Below are 16,276 nucleotides of genomic sequence, written 5' to 3'. Positions count from 1 at the left end.
GACGCAGATCCATTGCAGCGGCACCGCCCGCGTATGCACTGCGCCTGGTGTCCGTCTGGTAGTTCAACCGACAACTCTGTTAGTTCAACCGGCAATTTAGGTAGATTGGACAGCTGTTGTAAAAAGGCCGGCATATATTGTCTGTTAAATTATTCCCCCTCAATTGTTACATTTTTTTCGTCGCACTAACGCCGATTGAATGCGTTAATTGGCGTGCGGCAACATCGACGAAAAAGATCGTCGTGTGATTCCTCCAACCTTGGCCCTGCGCTGCTGCACGTCGGGCCGACTTTTTATCGAGGACGTCGTGCTGGAATCGATCTCTCAACGTCAACTGTGGATTATCTTTTTCGTGCTGGGCGGCCTGGTGGCCTGGGTGATGGTGCAGGTCGAACTGCCGATGCTGCTGGGTTGGAATCCGGCCTGGAACCAGAAGATCAGCGACTACCGGCTGCTGCTGCACGTGCACGCGACCGCCGGCAGCGTGGCGCTGTTTGCCGCGCCGCTGCAACTGCTGCCTTTCCGGCGCATCCGCCGCCTGCATCGCCCGATCGGCTACGCCTACCTGCTGGCGATCTGCATCGGCGCGCCGACGGCGATCTGGATCGCGCTCGACCACCTGTCCGGCAGCGAGCGCTGGATGACTTGCGCGCAAGCCGTCTGCTGGCTGTACGCGACCCTGGTGGCGGTGGCGGCCATCATGCAGCGCAAGGTCGACCTGCACCGGTTGTGGATCATGCGCAGCTATGCGCTGACCTACACCTTCATCCTGAGCCGGCTGGCGGTGGACGTGCTGCATTACCATCCCAGCCCGGCGGTGGGCGGCAATTCCGGCTTTATCCTGATGTCCTCGCTGGCCGTGCTGGTGCTGGCCGATCTCGTGAGCATGAAGAAACGGGGCTGGAGCCTGGCCTGAGATCTTGGGCGGGAGGCGATTCGGCGATACAATCTCGCCTTTGCCTGGAAGCTTTCCGCCCATGACGATCCCGACCTCCATCCTCGATGCGCTGCCGCGCGCCGACGCCTCCTGGCGTCCATTGCTGATCAAGGGACTAGAGGCCATGATGACGGCCTATCCCGACTACCTGCCGCAACTGGCGCAGGACCAATACCTGCCGACGGAGCAGCGCCTGTTCGCCGCCTTTGCCCTGCCGCTGCAGGATGTGCGCTATGTATTAGTGGGCGAGGGCCCGTATCCGCGCGAGGAAAGCGCCACCGGCGTCTGCTTCATGGATGGCGCGGTCGGCAGCCTGTGGTCGAGCGAGGAGGGCGGCGGCCTGTCCAAGCCGGTCAACAAGGCCACCTCACTGCGTAATTTCATGAAGATGCTGCTGGTGGCCGACGGCCAGCTGGCGCTGGACAACACCGCCGGCGAGGCGATGGCGGCGGTGTCCGCCCAGGCCCGCAGCGGCGCAGGCAGCCACATCCAGACGCTGGCCGACATGCAGCGGAAACTGACCGGGCAAGGCTTCCTGCTGCTGAACGCCTCGCTGGTATTCCGCAGCCATGTGGCCCCGGCCCAGGATGCCAAGGCCTGGCTGCCGTTCTTCGAGACGGTGATGACCGGCCTGGCCGCCCAGGCACGCGTCACGCCGACGATGATTCTGTGGGGGAAGATTGCTGAATTGCTGAGCAAGTTGCCGGTAATGAAGGATTTCCCGCAGATCGCCGCGGAACACCCATACAACCTCAGTTTCATCGGCAACCAGGACATGCACGCGCTGTTCAAGCCCATGCAGCTACTGAAGGGACGGTAGGCCGAAGAAACGGCCTACCTGTTCGCCTGCCTAGAACGCGAACGCGTTGATCACGCTGCCGGATGGCGCGCTCACCATCACGGCGTTGCTGGTGGTGGTGGCGCCCAACTGGCTTGCCGTGCTGATGACATAGACATTGTTGTCCAGCGCGACGTACAGGCGGTCGTTGTTCGGATCGAAAGCCGCCGCGCCGTTGCCCAACTGGCTGGCGACCGGCAGTTTGGCCAGCTTCACATTGCCTGCGCCGGCCGTGTTTTTCAAGATAGTGCTGGCGTCGGTGATCACCGTGACGCCCTGGGACGGCGTGCTGACGTACAGGCGGTCGCGCGCGGCATCGACGGCCAGGCCGCTTCCGTAATCGATCGGCGCGGGGAGCTTCAGCGACGTCGCGTCCTGCAGCGAGCCGTTGAACTTGTCCACGTTCGGATAGGCGTAGACAGTAGGTGTGTTGAACGAGCTGAACGAGGTGGTGTACAACACCGAGCGCTGGGTATCGATGGCGAAGTTGCCGTGCAAACCGAAAATGGTACGGTTCGGTACGACATCGCCTTTTGCAGCGCTGACGTTGTCGAGCACGGCCAGCGAGTATTGCAGGCCGTCGCCGTAGCCGATATACATGCGGTCGTGGTCCTTGTCCAGGAACATGCCGTACATGCCCCCGCCCGACGCGCCACTCAGGATGGGGGTGAAGAAGCGGGTGCGCGTGATGTTGCCGTTCAGGGCGCTGGCATTGTCGAACACGGAGACATCCTTGCCCGCCAAGCCGTAAAGGCGATCGCGCGCCGTATCGTAGGCCATGCCTTTGCCGAAGCTTTGTCCGCTATTTGCCAAGATGTTGGCGACGAAGGCGCCGGCGGCGGGAGTGAGCGTGGTGGAGGCGGCCAGGAAGCCGGATGACCCCCTGTCGGCGACGAACAGTACATTCTTCGTCTGGGCAACAGGCGGCACGGTGGGAGGGACGGGGGGCGCACTGGCGCCTCCGCTGTTGCCGCCACCACCACAGGCGGCCAGGGTCAGTGAAATCAGGAGCGTGCTGATACGTTGGGACAGGGTCATGGGGAGCAATAATATTTAAAAAACACATTATTGCATATTTCTCAACTCCCCCTTCAGCTGAAAGGGCCTTCCGGCAAACTTTGTTAAAGTTTGGTATACTTGACTAAATCGATCAACTAATCAGCCCTCTCAGGTGCCGGTTAGCGTGAAAGGTCGATATTTTAACCCAGTTGAACCGAGGTAGTGATGCGTCTGACCACCAAAGGCCGTTTTGCTGTGACTGCGATGATCGATCTGGCTTTGCGCCAAGGCAAGGGCCCGGTCACGCTCTCCGGCATCAGCCAGCGCCAGGCCATCTCGCTGTCCTACCTGGAGCAGTTGTTCGGCAAGCTGCGACGCCATGAGATCGTCGAGTCGATCCGTGGTCCGGGCGGCGGCTACAGTCTGGCGCGCCGCGCCGACAAGGTCACCGTGGCCGACATCATTATCGCCGTCGACGAGCCGCTGGATGCGACCCAGTGCGGCGGCAAGGAAAATTGTCATGGCGCCGACGCCACCAGCGGCGCGCGCTGCATGACCCACGAACTGTGGGCCACGCTGAATGAAAAGATGGTCGACTACCTGGATTCGGTATCGCTGCAGGATCTGGTCGATCAACAGAAGCAAAAGAATGCTGAACAAAACGTGGTCGTGATGCACCGTAACCACGCCGCGCTTGGTTAAGAGAATAAGTTAAATCGGAGTAACCCAGATGAACGCCCCTGAAAAAAACATCGCGCCAGTGAAGTTCCAGACCGCCCCGCATTTCCCGATCTACATGGACTACTCGGCCACCACGCCGATCGATCCACGCGTGGCCGACATGATGATTCCCTACCTGCGCGAGCAGTTCGGCAATCCCGCGTCGCGCAGCCACATGTACGGCTGGACGGCGGAAAAAGCGGTGGAAGAGGCGCGCGCCCACGTCGCCGCCCTGGTCAATGCCGACCCGCGCGAAATCATCTGGACCTCCGGCGCCACCGAGTCGAACAACCTGGCCATCAAGGGCGCGGCGCAGTTCTACAAGACCAAGGGCAAGCACATCATCACCGTCAAGACCGAGCACAAGGCGGTGCTGGACACGGTGCGCGAGCTGGAACGCGTCGGCTTCGAGGCGACCTACCTGGAACCGCAGGACAACGGCCTGATCACCATCGAGCAGCTGACCGCCGCCATCCGTCCGGACACCATCCTGGTCTCCGTCATGCTGGTCAATAACGAGATCGGCGTGATCCAGCCGATCGACGAGATCGGCGCGCTGTGCCGCTCGAAAGGCATCATCTTCCACTGCGACGCCGCCCAGGCGACCGGCAAGGTGGTGATCGACCTGCAAAAGACCAAGGTCGACCTGATGACCTTTACCGCGCACAAGACCTATGGTCCGAAAGGCATCGGCGCGCTGTACGTCTGCCGCAAGCCGCGCGTGCGCATCGAAGCGCAAATGCACGGCGGCGGCCACGAGCGCGGCCTGCGCTCCGGCACCCTGCCTACCCACCAGATCGTCGGCATGGGCGAAGCCTTCCGCCTGGCGAAGGTGGAAATGGACAGCGAGATCACCCGCATCAAGGGCCTGCGCGACCGCCTGGCCAAGGGCCTGCAGGAGATCGAGGAAACCTATATCAACGGCGACATGGAACACCGCGTGCCGCACAACCTGAACGTCAGCTTCAACTACGTCGAAGGCGAGTCGCTGATCATGGCCGTGAAAGACCTGGCCGTGTCGTCCGGTTCCGCTTGTACTTCGGCCTCGCTGGAACCATCTTATGTGCTGCGCGCGCTGGGCCGCAGCGACGAGCTGGCACACAGTTCGATCCGTTTCACCATCGGCCGTTTCACGACGGAAGAGGATATCGACTTCGCCATCGACCTGATGAAGTCCAAGGTACACAAACTGCGTGAACTGTCGCCGCTGTGGGACATGTTCAAAGAAGGCATCGACATCAGCTCGATCCAATGGGCAGCCCACTAATTTTAAAGTTACAGGAGCACTAAAATGGCTTACTCGGAAAAAGTACTGGACCACTACGAAAACCCACGTAACGTTGGCGCTTTCGAAAAGGGCGATGAAACCGTCGGCACCGGCATGGTCGGCGCGCCGGCCTGCGGCGACGTCATGAAACTGCAGATCAAGGTCGGCGCCGATGGCCTGATCGAGGACGCGAAGTTCAAGACCTACGGCTGCGGTTCGGCCATCGCTTCCAGCTCGCTGGTGACCGAATGGGTCAAGGGCAAGACGCTGGATCAGGCGCTGGCCATCAAGAACACCCAGATCGCCGAAGAACTGGCGCTGCCGCCGGTGAAGATCCACTGCTCGATCCTGGCGGAAGACGCCATCAAGGCGGCAGTGCTGGACTACCAGACCAAGCACCCAGTCGCGGCCTAAGTCTGTTTTACACCGGCGACGATCGTCGTCGCCGGCACGGAGAATCAAATGGCAATCACCCTGACCGAAAAAGCAGCCAAGCATATCAACCGCTACATCGAACGCCGCGGCAAGGGCGTCGGTTTGCGTTTCGGCGTGCGCACCACCGGCTGCTCGGGCCTGGCCTACAAACTGGAATACGTGGACGAAGTGGCGGCCGAGGACAGCGTCTTCGAGTCGCACGGCGTCAAAGTATTCGTCGATCCGAAAAGCCTGCCGTACATCGACGGCACCGAGCTCGATTTCGCGCGCGAGGGCTTGAACGAAGGCTTCAAGTTCCATAACCCGAACGAGAAAGACGCTTGCGGTTGCGGCGAAAGCTTCCGCATCTGATAAGCCATGCAAAATCACTTTGAGCTGTTCAATCTGCCGCAGCAGTTTGGCGTGGACGCGGAAGCGCTGGACAGCGCCTACCGCGACGTGCAGGGCCGCGTCCATCCCGACAAGTTCGTCAGTGCCACCGATGCCGAAAAGCGCGTCGCCATGCAGTGGGCCACCCGCGCCAACGAAGCCTATCAGACCCTGAAAAATCCGCAGAAGCGCGCGCAGTACATGTGCGAGCTCAATGGCGTCGACTTGCAGACCGAGTCGAATACCGCGATGCCGATGGCCTTCCTGATGCAGCAGATGGAGTGGCGCGAAGAGCTGGGCGACGCCCGCGCCAGCAAGGACGGCGAAGCGCTGGAAGCGCTGGACAAGCAGCTGCGCAACGAACGCAAGGCGCGCCTGGCCGAGATCGGGCAGCAGATCGACGCCGGCGACTTCCACGCGGCGGCCCAGGGCGTGCGCGCGCTGATGTTCCTCGAAAAATTCGGCGAAGAAGTCCGCTTCGCATTTGAAGCAATCGAAGCCTGACCGCACGCGCCGGCCGCGCGTGCTTGGGCAATACAAAAAATACAGGTCTCATCCATGGCACTTCTGCAAATTTCCGAACCCGGCATGTCCACCGCACCGCACCAGCACCGCCTGGCGGTCGGTATCGACCTGGGCACCACCAATTCGCTGGTCGCCACCGTGCGCAACAGCATTCCAGAAGTGCTGAGCGATGAGGATGGCCGTCCGCTGCTGCCGTCCGTGGTGCGCTACCTGCCGAACGGCCATGCCAACATCGGCTACAAGGCGCAGGCCGCGCAGACCACCGATCCGAAGAACACCATCGTCTCCGTCAAGCGTTTCATGGGCCGCGGCCTGGCCGATATCGCCTACGCGGAAAACATGCCCTACGATTTCCAGGACACGCCCGGCATGGTGCAGCTGAAGACTATCGCCGGCATCAAGAGCCCGGTCGAGGTCTCGGCGCAGATCCTGGCCACGCTGCGCCAGCGCGCGGAAGATTCGCTGGGCGACGACCTGGTCGGCGCCGTCATCACCGTGCCGGCTTACTTCGACGACGCCCAGCGCCAGGCCACCAAGGACGCCGCGCAGCTGGCCGGCATCAACGTGCTGCGCCTGCTGAGCGAGCCTACCGCCGCCGCCATCGCCTACGGCCTGGATAACGGCTCGGAAGGCATCTACGCCGTCTATGACCTGGGCGGCGGCACCTTCGACATCTCCATCCTCAAGCTGAGCAAGGGCGTGTTCGAAGTGCTGTCCACCGGCGGCGATTCCGCGCTGGGCGGCGACGACTTCGACCACCGCCTGTTCTGCTACATCCACCAGCAGGAAAAGCTGGCGCCGCTGTCGGACGAAGACACCGCCGTGCTGATGGTCAAGGCGCGCGAAGCGAAGGAACTGCTGTCGACCAAGGCCGAAGTGACCGTCGACGCCATCCTCGGCTCGGGCGAGGAGGTGCACCTGAAGGTCACCGCCGCGACCTTCCAGGAGATCACCAAGCACCTGATCGAGAAGACCATGAAGGCCATCAAGAAGGCGCTGCGCGACGCGAACGTCGATGCGGACGACGTCGACGGCGTGGTCATGGTCGGCGGCGCGACGCGCATGCCGCATGTGCAGCGCGCGGTCAGCGAATACTTCCACACCATCCCGCACGCGAACATCGATCCGGACAAGGTCGTGGCGCTGGGCGCGGCGATCCAGGCCAATCTGCTGGCCGGTAACCGCGCGCCCGGCGACGACTGGCTGCTGCTGGACGTGATCCCGCTGTCGCTGGGCATCGAGACCATGGGCGGTCTGGTGGAGAAGATCATTCCGCGCAACTCGACGATTCCTTGCGCCCGCGCGCAGGAGTTCACCACCTTCAAGGATGGCCAGACCGCGCTGGCGGTGCATGTGCTGCAGGGCGAGCGCGAACTGGTGTCCGACTGCCGTTCGCTGGCGCGCTTCGAGCTGCGCGGCATTCCGCCGATGGTGGCCGGCGCGGCACGCATCCGCATCACCTACCAGGTCGACGCGGATGGCCTGCTGTCGGTTTCCGCGCGCGAGCTGCGCTCCGGCGTGGAAGCGTCGATCACCGTCAAGCCGGCCTACGGCCTGGGCGACGACGACGTCGCGCGCATGCTGCAGGATTCGTACAAGTCTGCCGACGTCGACATGGTCGCCCGCGCATTGCGCGAAGAGCAGGTCGAGGCCGAGCGCATCCTGCTGGCGACGCAGTCCGCGCTGGACGAAGACGCCGAGCTGCTGAGCGGCGAGGAACGCGCATCGGTCGATGTGCTGATGAACAAGGTGCGCGACGTGATCGCCCAGTCGCAGACCGGCGCGGCCGATCATGCGGCGGTGAAGTCCGCCGTCGAAGCGCTGGCCAACGGCACCGAAGAATTCGCATCGCGCCGCATGGATCGCAGCGTGCGCAGTGCGCTGGCCGGCAAGACGCTGGACCAGGTCGTATAAAAATCAAAACCTAGAGGTATCAAGTGCCACAAATCGTATTCCTGCCCCATGCAAAACTGTGCCCGGACGGCGCCGTTGTCGAAGCTCCCGCCGGCAAGACGCTGTGCGACGTCATGCTTGAAAATGACATCCACATCGAGCACGCCTGCGAAAAATCCTGCGCCTGCACCACCTGCCACGTGCTGGTGCGCGAAGGCTTCAATTCGCTGAGCGAAGCCAGCGAAACCGAGGAAGACCTGCTGGACAAGGCCTGGGGCCTGGAAGCCGTGTCGCGCCTGTCGTGCCAGGCGGTTGTGGCCGACGAAGACCTCGTCGTTGAAATTCCGAAGTACACCATCAATCACGCAAGCGAAGGCGGGCACTGATATGAAGTGGACCGACATCACCGCGATTGCGGAAGCGCTTTACGATAAACACCCGGACGTCGATCCGCTGACTATCCGCTTCACCGATCTGCACAACTGGATTGTCGACCTCGAAGAGTTCGACGACGACCACACGCGCGGCGGTGAGAAGGTCCTCGAAGCGATTCAGCAGGCGTGGATCGATGAAGCCCAATAAGCAAGCGAACAAGATCGGCGCCACCGTCACCGGCGCCGACAACATGCCGGAAATCCGCGAAGGCCAGACCGTCGCGCTGCTGCAGGAGCTGCACATCCTGACCCGCGACGGCAAGATGAACCAGGACAGCCGCCGCAAGCTGAAGCAGGTCTATCACCTGTACCAGTTCATCGAGCCGCTGTTGAAGGACGTGCTGGCCGGGAAGGACAGCGTATCGCTGGTCGACCACGGCGCCGGCAAGTCCTATCTCGGCTTCATCATCTACGACCTGTTCTTCAAGGCCCTGGGCGATAGCTCGCACATCTACGGCATCGAAACCCGCGAAGAGCTGGTGGCGCGCTCGCAGGAGCTGGCCAGGCAGTTCAACTTCCCCGGCATGTCCTTCCTGCCGCTGTCGGTGGCCGAGTCCACCGAATCGAAACTGCTGCCGGAGCAGATCGACATCGTCACCGCGCTCCACGCCTGCAACACGGCGACCGACGACGCCATTCACTTCGCGCTGAAGAAGAAGGCCAGGTACATGGTGCTGGTGCCTTGCTGCCAGGCGGAAGTCGCGTCGGTGCTGAAGAAGAACAAGGGCAAGTCGCTGGCCAAGTCCGCGCTGACCGAAATCTGGCGCCACCCTATCCACACGCGCGAATTCGGCAGCCAGATCACCAACGTGCTGCGCTGCCTGCAGCTGGAGGCGCATGGCTACCAGGTCAACGTGACCGAACTGGTTGGCTGGGAGCACTCGATGAAGAATGAGCTGATCATCGCCACGTATAAAAACCTGCCGCGCCAGCGTCCATCGGAGCGGCTGCAGGAAGTGCTGGAAACATTGGGGCTGGAGGAGATGGGCAACCGCTTCTTCACTGAACAGGTAGCGAAACAATAAACTGAAAGGGCGACGGAACGATGAGTGAGCTGAACGAAAAATGGTTGGATCTGCGCAGCGACACCGTCACCCGCCCCAGTGCGGCGATGCGCGCGGCGATGAGTGCGGCGGACGTCGGCGACGACGTCTACGGCGACGATCCAACCGTCAATCGGCTGCAGGAATATACCGCCGATTTGTTCGGCTACGAGGACGCGCTGTTCGCGCCGTCGGGCACGCAGAGCAATCTGCTGGCGCTGCTGGCCCACTGCGGCCGCGGCGACGAATACCTGGTCGGGCAGGAAGCCCACACCTACCGCTATGAGGGCGGCGGTGCGGCGGTGCTGGGCAGTATCCAGCCGCAGCCCATCATCAACCAGCCCGACGGCAGCATCGCGCTGGCCGACATCGAATCCTATATCAAGCCGGACGATTTCCACTTTGCGCGCACCAAATTGCTGGCGCTGGAAAACACCATCGGCGGCCGCGTGCTGGGCCTCGACTATCTGAAGCAGGCGACCACGCTGGCGCACGGGCGCGGCCTGGCCACGCACCTTGACGGCGCCCGCGTCTGCAACGCCGCCGTCAAGCTGGGCGTGAGCGCGCGCGCGGCGGTGGCGGGCTTCGATTCGGTCTCCGTCTGTTTGTCCAAGGGGCTGGGCGCGCCGATCGGCTCCGTCCTGTGCGGCAGCAAGCCGCTGATCGCCGAGGCCAAGCGCTGGCGCAAGATGCTGGGCGGCGGCATGCGCCAGGCCGGCATGATCGCGGCCGGCGGCCTGTACGCGCTGCAGCACAACTTCGCGCGGCTGGCGGAAGACCACGACAACGCCACCTACTTCGCCGGCGAGCTGGCCAAGCTCAAAGGCATCAAGGTCAGCACGCCGCAGACCAATATCTTTTACGTCGATATCCCGGCCGATGCCTGCCGCGGCTTGAACGACGTGTTGCAACTGACCCGCATACGCGTGTCGATGTCGCCGCACCTGCGCATCGTCACGCACATGGATGCGTCGCGCGAGGACATCGACCGCGCCATTACCGTTTTTGGAGATTTCTTCGGATGACCGACACCACCACTGATAACACCGTCCGCCTGGCCAAGCGCCTGTCGGAGATGCGCCCATGCTCGCGCCGCGAAGCCGAACTCTATATCGAGGGCGGTTACGTCAGCGTCGACGGCGTCGTTGTGGAGGAGGCGGGGGCGCGCGTGACGATGGAGCAGCAGATCGACGTGGCCGCCGACGCCACGCTGCTGGAGATCGTGCCGGTGACGATCCTGCTGCATAAGCCGGTGGGCGCCAACGGCGGCATCGGCAAGGACGGCGCGCCGGCGCTGCATCTGCTGAACGCGGCCACGCTGACGCGCTCCGCGCCGGGCCAGCGCTTCCTCAAGCGCCACCTGGCCGGCCTGACCCTGACCACGCCGCTGGAGACCAAGGCCAGCGGCCTGCTGATCTTCACGCAGGATTTCCGCGTCAGCCGCAAGCTGGTCGACGACGCCGCCAAGATCGAGCACGAAATCATCGTCGAGGTAACGGGCGACATCATGGAAAATGGTCTGGCGCTGCTGAACCACGGCCTGCCGTTCAACGGCAAGCCGCTGCCGCCGAACAAGGTGAGCTGGCAGAACGAGAACCGCCTGCGCTTCGCGGTGAAGAGTCCGAAGCCAGGCCAGATCGAGCATGTGTGCAAGCTGGTCGGCCTGAGCGTGGTGTCGATGAAGCGCATCCGCATTGGACGCCTCGCGATGGCCAGCCTGCCGCTGGGCGAGTGGCGCTACCTGCAGAACCACGAGAAGTTTTAAGCGGCGGGAGCGGCCTTGTCCGCAGCCTTCTTTTTCTTTTCCGGCGGCGGCAACTGGACCAGGCGGGTGCCGGTCAGTTTGTCGTGCAGAAACTGGCGGTCCTTGTCGAAGAAGGCCGTCAGCGACCACAGCAAAATGCCAACGCCGACAGCGCCCAGCGCCTGCCACTTGTGCAGGCCGAACACCAGCGACACCAGCAGCGCCGGCAGCACCCACATCCAGCTCAGCAGGTAGCGCACGGCGGCCGTCTGCAGCGACAGGTGCGGATGCCCGGGGCGCACCAGCTTCAGGCGCCAGGTCTTCATCGCCAGCGTCTGGCCGTCGCGGCTCCACTGGTGGATGAAATAGGCGCCCAGCACCAGGAAGGCCAGCGCCTGGCGCATGTGCTCCACCGTCGGCGTATGGCTGGCGTGGGTGGCGACTTCAAAGATCAGGAAGGGCAGGAACAACACCGCGAAACCCAGCAGGGTTTCATACACCATTGAAATCAGGCGGCGTTTGACGGTGGGGTTGGTAACAGGCGGATTATTTGACATTGCTGCTGGCGGGTGGGGCGGGCTGGACGGTGCCCGGCGCGGCCGGTGCGGCGGGCGCCACGGCCGGCGCTATATTCGATGCATTGGGAATCGGCGCGCCGGTGGCCGGATCGATGCCCGGCGCTACCGGGGTAACCGCCGCCGCGGTTGGCGCGGCGGCCGGCGCCACGGCAGGGCCGCCGGTGGTCGGCACGGCCGGCTTGATCGGCGCCACCGTCTTGATCTTGCTTTGCGTCGGCGTCGGCAGGTTGGCGACCTGCTTCTTGATCGCAGCCTTGGCGGCCAGTTCCTTCTTCTGTTCTTCCGGCAACTGCTGGTAGGACTCCCACTGCGTGGTCTTTTGCGACGGATCGATTTTCTGCGCGCGGGCGAAATTCTGGCGCACCTGGCGGCGCTCTTCCGGCGTCATCTTGACCCATTCGCGCATGCGTTCCTGCACGCGGGCCTGTTCATCCGGCTTCATCGACGCATAGCGCTTGACGATGCCCAGCCATTTTTGCTTGCGGATGGGCTCCATCTGGTCCCACTCGGCGGACAGCGGCTCCAGCGCCTGCTGTTGCACAGGCGTCAAGTCCTTCCACATGGTTTTTTCGGGCGCCTTGGCGGACGCGGTCTTGCCGGTCTTGGCGCCGGGCAGCAGGGCGGATGCCGCCGAGGTGGCGGCGGCCATGGGCGCGGAAACGATGGCCGGCGCATCCGGCCGGCTGGCAACATAGGCCGTGCCCGCCGCTGCTACCGCTAACACAGCTACCGCTCCAGCGCCCCATTTTGCGCGACCGCTCAATGCCATGCTTATTGCTCGCTCTGGGTCAGATAGGCGTTAAAACCGTGGTCCAGGTAGGCGGACAGCGGCAATTCGTCGGACAGCACGGCGGCGTCCAACTCGGCCAGATCGGCCACGCGCTGTTCCTGCTCATAGTGGTAGATGCCGGCCAGGCCGCCGACCAGTACCAGCAGCGGCAGCGCCACGCTCATGCGGGTCATCCACGAGAACGAGAAGAAGCCGCCAGCCGAGGCCAACTCGGTCTTGCTGACGCGCACCTGCATCGGCGCATCGGCTTTTTTTCGGGCGAGCGCCATCTTGCGCGCCTGTGCCAGGCGGTCTGTGGTCGATGCGGGCAGATCGTCCAGCTTCTCATTGAGCGCGTGGCGCACTTTGTAAGCGAAATTCAGATCGTCGGTATTCATAGTTTTATTCCCAAGGCTTTTAGCGACTCCGCAAGTGTATGTGTTGCACGAGAGCAATGCGTTTTCACGCTTCCCTCGGAACACCCCATCGCTTCGGCTGTTTCAGCCACGTCCATATCCTGCCAATAACGCAGTAGGAAGGCTTCTCGTTGACGTGCCGGAAGCTTTTGTACTTCGGCATCGATGAGTTCGAGCATTTGCTGGCGCTCGACCTTGTCCGCGCTGGACTCGGAGGCCTCGGTGCCTTCCTCGGCGGCATAGGATTCGAGTATATCAAAGTCCTCATGCTCGTCGCCCGAGGGCCCCATGCCCGAAAACAGGCTGACCCAGGTGTTGCGCACCTTTTCCCTGCGGAAATAATCGAGGATGGTGGTCTGCAGGATGCGCTGGAACAGCATCGGCAGCTCGGCGGCCGGCTTGTCGCCGTATTTTTCGGCGAGCTTGATCATCGCGTCCTGCACGATGTCCAGGGCGGATTCGTCCTTGCGCACTGCGTAGACGGCTTGTTTAAAGGCACGCCGCTCGACGTTTTCGAGGAAGTCGGATAATTCTTTGTCTGTGGCCATGCGTCGGGTGAGGGTACTGCCGGAAAAGCCGGCGCTGGGATGCCTGGCGGCGACCCGTGAACTGAGCGCATGCTAGCAAAAATTAGCCATTTCTGCATGGTTTTTGACGCACAATCGATCGAAAATGCACCGGCAAGGGGATATTTTCGATATTTCACTTGCCCAAACAGGGTGCCACGGTGTACCGTATGGGACGCTTTGAACACCCCGAAGCTCTATGGTCTCGCCGCAGCAGGCACACAACGCCGCAATCGACGGGACGCGCTTTCATATGTCAGCAGTTTGCTCTAACCAGTGCCACAAGCGCGAGAGGTACGCACAACCGCTACAGACAGATCCGGCTGAACGAGAGTTTGCGTTGAGCGCCGCTTTGCACGTCACTACGGTTGACGGAAGAGGCTGGCGTAACCGCAGAAAAAAAGGGACGCAGGGCAAAGCTGTAGAGGCAGGCCTACTTCGCTAGGAAAGAGCATCCGATCAATCTCCTATGGACCTTGAAAGGAATGTTTCATGAATACCGAAGCATCAACACAAATCACTGGCGCGGAAATACTGGTGCGCTGCCTGGCGGAAGAGGGCGTGGAACACGTCTTTGGCTATCCCGGCGGAGCCGTGCTGTATATCTACGACGCCATCTTCAAGCAAGACAAATTCCAACACGTCCTCGTGCGTCACGAACAGGCCGCAGTGCATGCCGCCGATGCGTACTCGCGCAGCTCGAACAAGGTTGGGGTCGCGCTGGTCACGTCCGGTCCGGGTGTCACCAATGCGGTCACAGGTCTTTCCACCGCTTACATGGATTCCATCCCCATGGTCGTGATCTCGGGCCAGGTGCCTAGCCACGCCATCGGCCAGGATGCCTTCCAGGAATGCGACACGGTCGGCATTACCCGTCCCGTGGTCAAGCACAATTTCCTCGTCAAAGACGTCAAGGATTTGGCGGAAACCGTCAAGAAAGCCTTCTTCATCGCCCGCACCGGCCGTCCAGGCCCCGTGCTGGTCGATATTCCGAAGGATATCTCGATGCACAAGACGACGTACTCGTATCCGAAAGAGATCGAGATGCGTTCGTACAAACCGGTCGACAAGGGCCACTCCGGCCAGATCCGCAAGGCGGTCCAGCTGCTGCTGCAGGCCGAGCGTCCGATGATCTACACCGGCGGCGGCGTGATCCTGGCCAATGCGGCGCCCGAGCTGAACAAGCTGGTCGACAAGCTGGGCTTCCCGGTCACCAACACGCTGATGGGCCTGGGCGCCTACCGCGCCAGCGACGAGAAATTCGTCGGCATGCCCGGCATGCACGGCACCTACGAAGCGAACATGGCGATGCAGAATTGCGACGTGCTGATCGCCATCGGCGCCCGCTTCGACGACCGCGTGATCGGCAACCCGAAACACTTCGCCTCCAACCCGCGCAAGATCATCCACGTGGACATCGATCCATCGTCGATCTCCAAGCGCGTGAAAGTGGACATCCCCATCGTCGGCAACGTCAAGGACGTGCTGATCGAATTCCTGGCCCAGCTCGACGCTGCGGACGCCAAGCCGAACGCGCCCGCGCTCAAGGACTGGTGGAAGCAGATCGCCGAATGGCGCGGCAAGGATTGCCTGAAGTATCCGACCTCGGACCTGGTGATCAAGCCGCAAGCCGTGGTGCAGAAGCTGTGGGAAGTGACCAAGGGCGATGCCTTCATCACCTCCGACGTCGGCCAGCACCAGATGTGGGCCGCGCAGTACTACCCGTTCGACAAGCCCAAGCGCTGGGTCAATTCGGGCGGCCTGGGCACGATGGGCGTGGGCCTGCCGTACGCCATGGGCGTGCAGATGGCCAACCCGGACGCGACCGTCGCCTGCATCACCGGCGAAGGCTCGATCCAGATGTGCATCCAGGAGCTGGCGACCTGCAAGCAATATCATCTGACGCCGAAGATCATCATGTTGAACAACCGCTTCCTGGGCATGGTGCGCCAGTGGCAGCAGATCGATTACGGTTCGCGCTATTCCGAGTCCTATATGGATTCGCTGCCGAACTTCGAGAAGCTGGCGGAAGCCTACGGCCACGTCGGCATGCGCATCGAGAAACCGGGCGACGTCGACGGCGCGCTGCGCGATGCCTTCGGCATGAAAGACAAGCTGGTCTTCATGAACTTCATTACCGATCAATCGGAAAACGTCTGGCCGATGGTGAAAGCGGGCAAAGGGCTCTCTGAAATGCTGTTGGGTTCGGAGGACTTATAAGATGCGACACATTATCTCTGTCTTGCTGGAAAACGAAGCCGGCGCGTTGTCCCGCGTGGTGGGCCTGTTCTCGGCCCGCGGCTACAACATTGAAACGCTGACGGTCGCACCGACCGAAGATCCGACCCTGTCGCGCATGACCATCGTCACCAGCGGCTCGGACGACATCATCGAACAGATCACCAAGCACCTGAACCGCCTGATCGAGGTGGTCAAGGTGGTCGATCTGACCGAAGGCCAGCACATCGAGCGCGAACTGATGTTGATCAAGGTGCGCGCGGTGGGCAAGGAGCGTGAAGAGATGAAGCGCACCGCGGACATCTTCCGCGGCCGCATCATCGACGTCACCGAGAAGAGCTACACGATCGAACTGACCGGCGCCAAGAGTAAGCTCGACGCGTTCATCGATTCGATCGACCGCGCTTCCATCCTGGAGACGGTACGTACCGGCGGTTCCGGCATCGGACGCGGCGAACGCATCCTCAAAGTTTAAGCAAATTCAAAAATACTACTAAGGAAATAC

General features: G+C 62.2%; 20 protein-coding genes. 15 read left to right on the top strand and 5 right to left on the bottom strand.

Annotated features, from left to right (window positions below; all coding sequences use genetic code 11):
• The first annotated feature begins 244 nt into the window (after window positions 1–244).
• Together ACSQ3S_RS24330 and ACSQ3S_RS24325 are read left to right on the top strand one after the other, a co-directional pair.
• Window positions 245–916, top strand: coding sequence for a DUF2306 domain-containing protein (locus ACSQ3S_RS24330; RefSeq protein ID WP_436144023.1), 672 nt, complete (start codon window positions 245–247; stop codon window positions 914–916).
• 61 nt (window positions 917–977) lie between these two features.
• The gene (locus ACSQ3S_RS24325) at window positions 978–1,757 is read left to right on the top strand and encodes a uracil-DNA glycosylase (protein ID WP_436144022.1); all 780 of its coding nucleotides are present in this window, start codon (window positions 978–980) and stop codon (window positions 1,755–1,757) included.
• Window positions 1,758–1,787: 30 nt separating this feature from the next.
• On the opposite strand, the gene ACSQ3S_RS24320 is transcribed toward ACSQ3S_RS24325, so the two are convergent.
• Window positions 1,788–2,813: a hypothetical protein gene (locus ACSQ3S_RS24320; RefSeq protein WP_176651878.1), complete on the bottom strand. Its 1,026-nt coding sequence runs from the start codon at window positions 2,811–2,813 to the stop codon at window positions 1,788–1,790.
• A 186-nt stretch (window positions 2,814–2,999) separates the two neighbouring features.
• Between ACSQ3S_RS24320 and iscR the strand changes: the two genes are divergently transcribed.
• Genes iscR through ACSQ3S_RS24265 form a run of 11 tightly spaced genes read left to right on the top strand, consistent with a single transcriptional unit; the run spans window position 3,000 to window position 11,225 of the window.
• The gene (gene iscR / locus ACSQ3S_RS24315) at window positions 3,000–3,476 is read left to right on the top strand and encodes a Fe-S cluster assembly transcriptional regulator IscR (RefSeq protein ID WP_176651877.1); all 477 of its coding nucleotides are present in this window, start codon (window positions 3,000–3,002) and stop codon (window positions 3,474–3,476) included.
• A 28-nt stretch (window positions 3,477–3,504) separates the two neighbouring features.
• Window positions 3,505–4,761 (top strand): IscS subfamily cysteine desulfurase, encoded by a 1,257-nt coding sequence (locus ACSQ3S_RS24310; protein WP_176651876.1) that lies wholly within the window; start codon window positions 3,505–3,507, stop codon window positions 4,759–4,761.
• Between the two features lie 24 nt (window positions 4,762–4,785).
• Window positions 4,786–5,175 carry a Fe-S cluster assembly scaffold IscU gene (gene iscU / locus ACSQ3S_RS24305; RefSeq protein WP_008450509.1) on the top strand — a complete coding sequence of 130 codons (390 nt, stop codon included), beginning with the start codon at window positions 4,786–4,788 and terminating at the stop codon, window positions 5,173–5,175.
• Between the two features lie 48 nt (window positions 5,176–5,223).
• Complete coding sequence (gene iscA / locus ACSQ3S_RS24300; protein ID WP_209715847.1) at window positions 5,224–5,547, top strand: iron-sulfur cluster assembly protein IscA; 324 nt, start codon at window positions 5,224–5,226, stop codon at window positions 5,545–5,547.
• 6 nt (window positions 5,548–5,553) lie between these two features.
• On the top strand, window positions 5,554–6,069 hold the full coding sequence (gene hscB, locus ACSQ3S_RS24295) for a Fe-S protein assembly co-chaperone HscB (protein WP_436144021.1): 516 nt from the start codon (window positions 5,554–5,556) through the stop codon (window positions 6,067–6,069).
• A gap of 54 nt (window positions 6,070–6,123) precedes the next feature.
• Complete coding sequence (hscA, locus tag ACSQ3S_RS24290) at window positions 6,124–8,004, top strand: Fe-S protein assembly chaperone HscA (RefSeq protein ID WP_353402878.1); 1,881 nt, start codon at window positions 6,124–6,126, stop codon at window positions 8,002–8,004.
• A gap of 23 nt (window positions 8,005–8,027) precedes the next feature.
• Window positions 8,028–8,369 carry an ISC system 2Fe-2S type ferredoxin gene (gene fdx / locus ACSQ3S_RS24285; RefSeq protein WP_176651872.1) on the top strand — a complete coding sequence of 114 codons (342 nt, stop codon included), beginning with the start codon at window positions 8,028–8,030 and terminating at the stop codon, window positions 8,367–8,369.
• Window position 8,370: 1 nt separating this feature from the next.
• A complete protein-coding gene (gene iscX / locus ACSQ3S_RS24280; protein WP_176651871.1) occupies window positions 8,371–8,565 on the top strand; it encodes a Fe-S cluster assembly protein IscX in 195 nt (64 codons plus the stop codon).
• Window positions 8,552–9,442, top strand: a complete 891-nt coding sequence (locus tag ACSQ3S_RS24275; protein WP_176651870.1) for a class I SAM-dependent methyltransferase — start codon at window positions 8,552–8,554, stop codon at window positions 9,440–9,442. Before iscX ends, ACSQ3S_RS24275 begins: the two co-directional genes overlap by 14 nt.
• A gap of 20 nt (window positions 9,443–9,462) precedes the next feature.
• Window positions 9,463–10,485 carry a low-specificity L-threonine aldolase gene (ltaE, locus tag ACSQ3S_RS24270; protein WP_436144020.1) on the top strand — a complete coding sequence of 341 codons (1,023 nt, stop codon included), beginning with the start codon at window positions 9,463–9,465 and terminating at the stop codon, window positions 10,483–10,485.
• Window positions 10,482–11,225 carry an rRNA pseudouridine synthase gene (locus tag ACSQ3S_RS24265; RefSeq protein WP_436144019.1) on the top strand — a complete coding sequence of 248 codons (744 nt, stop codon included), beginning with the start codon at window positions 10,482–10,484 and terminating at the stop codon, window positions 11,223–11,225. Before ltaE ends, ACSQ3S_RS24265 begins: the two co-directional genes overlap by 4 nt.
• On the opposite strand, the gene ACSQ3S_RS24260 is transcribed toward ACSQ3S_RS24265, so the two are convergent.
• The 4 genes from ACSQ3S_RS24260 to ACSQ3S_RS24245 are packed head-to-tail and all read right to left on the bottom strand — an operon-like array spanning window position 11,222 to window position 13,515.
• Entirely contained in the window at window positions 11,222–11,761 is a 540-nt protein-coding gene (locus ACSQ3S_RS24260; RefSeq protein WP_413446431.1) for an RDD family protein, read from the bottom strand. The genes ACSQ3S_RS24265 and ACSQ3S_RS24260 overlap by 4 nt on opposite strands.
• Window positions 11,751–12,506: a DUF3106 domain-containing protein gene (locus ACSQ3S_RS24255; RefSeq protein ID WP_353402882.1), complete on the bottom strand. Its 756-nt coding sequence runs from the start codon at window positions 12,504–12,506 to the stop codon at window positions 11,751–11,753. The genes ACSQ3S_RS24260 and ACSQ3S_RS24255 overlap by 11 nt, the downstream gene beginning before the upstream one ends.
• Window positions 12,507–12,553: 47 nt before the next feature.
• The gene (locus tag ACSQ3S_RS24250; protein ID WP_176651865.1) at window positions 12,554–12,949 is read right to left on the bottom strand and encodes a DUF3619 family protein; all 396 of its coding nucleotides are present in this window, start codon (window positions 12,947–12,949) and stop codon (window positions 12,554–12,556) included.
• Entirely contained in the window at window positions 12,946–13,515 is a 570-nt protein-coding gene (locus ACSQ3S_RS24245) for an RNA polymerase sigma factor (protein WP_176651864.1), read from the bottom strand. Before ACSQ3S_RS24245 ends, ACSQ3S_RS24250 begins: the two co-directional genes overlap by 4 nt.
• 510 nt (window positions 13,516–14,025) lie before the next feature.
• Between ACSQ3S_RS24245 and ACSQ3S_RS24240 the strand changes: the two genes are divergently transcribed.
• The gene (locus ACSQ3S_RS24240; RefSeq protein WP_176651863.1) at window positions 14,026–15,753 is read left to right on the top strand and encodes an acetolactate synthase 3 catalytic subunit; all 1,728 of its coding nucleotides are present in this window, start codon (window positions 14,026–14,028) and stop codon (window positions 15,751–15,753) included.
• Window position 15,754: 1 nt separating this feature from the next.
• The gene (gene ilvN, locus ACSQ3S_RS24235; RefSeq protein WP_176651862.1) at window positions 15,755–16,246 is read left to right on the top strand and encodes an acetolactate synthase small subunit; all 492 of its coding nucleotides are present in this window, start codon (window positions 15,755–15,757) and stop codon (window positions 16,244–16,246) included.
• Window positions 16,247–16,276: the final 30 nt, after the last annotated feature.

Origin of the sequence: Duganella sp. LjRoot269, from assembly GCF_964254095.1 — a bacterium.
GTDB lineage: Bacteria > Pseudomonadota > Gammaproteobacteria > Burkholderiales > Burkholderiaceae_D > Rugamonas > Rugamonas hordei.
Note: the sequence above shows the minus strand (reverse complement) of the source record. Positions and strands in the feature narration are given on the sequence as shown.

Excerpts from the sequence above, each read along its gene's own strand:
- ACSQ3S_RS24325 (WP_436144022.1), top strand. The coding sequence starts at position 978 with ATGACGATCCCGACCTCCATCCTCGATGCGCTGCCGCGCGCCGACGCC.
- ACSQ3S_RS24320 (WP_176651878.1), bottom strand. The coding sequence starts at position 2,813 with ATGACCCTGTCCCAACGTATCAGCACGCTCCTGATTTCACTGACCCTG.
- iscR (WP_176651877.1), top strand. The coding sequence starts at position 3,000 with ATGCGTCTGACCACCAAAGGCCGTTTTGCTGTGACTGCGATGATCGAT.
- ACSQ3S_RS24310 (WP_176651876.1), top strand. The coding sequence starts at position 3,505 with ATGAACGCCCCTGAAAAAAACATCGCGCCAGTGAAGTTCCAGACCGCC.
- iscU (WP_008450509.1), top strand. The coding sequence starts at position 4,786 with ATGGCTTACTCGGAAAAAGTACTGGACCACTACGAAAACCCACGTAAC.
- iscA (WP_209715847.1), top strand. The coding sequence starts at position 5,224 with ATGGCAATCACCCTGACCGAAAAAGCAGCCAAGCATATCAACCGCTAC.
- hscB (WP_436144021.1), top strand. The coding sequence starts at position 5,554 with ATGCAAAATCACTTTGAGCTGTTCAATCTGCCGCAGCAGTTTGGCGTG.
- hscA (WP_353402878.1), top strand. The coding sequence starts at position 6,124 with ATGGCACTTCTGCAAATTTCCGAACCCGGCATGTCCACCGCACCGCAC.
- iscX (WP_176651871.1), top strand. The coding sequence starts at position 8,371 with ATGAAGTGGACCGACATCACCGCGATTGCGGAAGCGCTTTACGATAAA.
- ACSQ3S_RS24275 (WP_176651870.1), top strand. The coding sequence starts at position 8,552 with ATGAAGCCCAATAAGCAAGCGAACAAGATCGGCGCCACCGTCACCGGC.
- ltaE (WP_436144020.1), top strand. The coding sequence starts at position 9,463 with ATGAGTGAGCTGAACGAAAAATGGTTGGATCTGCGCAGCGACACCGTC.
- ACSQ3S_RS24265 (WP_436144019.1), top strand. The coding sequence starts at position 10,482 with ATGACCGACACCACCACTGATAACACCGTCCGCCTGGCCAAGCGCCTG.
- ACSQ3S_RS24260 (WP_413446431.1), bottom strand. The coding sequence starts at position 11,761 with ATGTCAAATAATCCGCCTGTTACCAACCCCACCGTCAAACGCCGCCTG.
- ACSQ3S_RS24250 (WP_176651865.1), bottom strand. The coding sequence starts at position 12,949 with ATGAATACCGACGATCTGAATTTCGCTTACAAAGTGCGCCACGCGCTC.
- ACSQ3S_RS24245 (WP_176651864.1), bottom strand. The coding sequence starts at position 13,515 with ATGGCCACAGACAAAGAATTATCCGACTTCCTCGAAAACGTCGAGCGG.
- ACSQ3S_RS24240 (WP_176651863.1), top strand. The coding sequence starts at position 14,026 with ATGAATACCGAAGCATCAACACAAATCACTGGCGCGGAAATACTGGTG.
- ilvN (WP_176651862.1), top strand. The coding sequence starts at position 15,755 with ATGCGACACATTATCTCTGTCTTGCTGGAAAACGAAGCCGGCGCGTTG.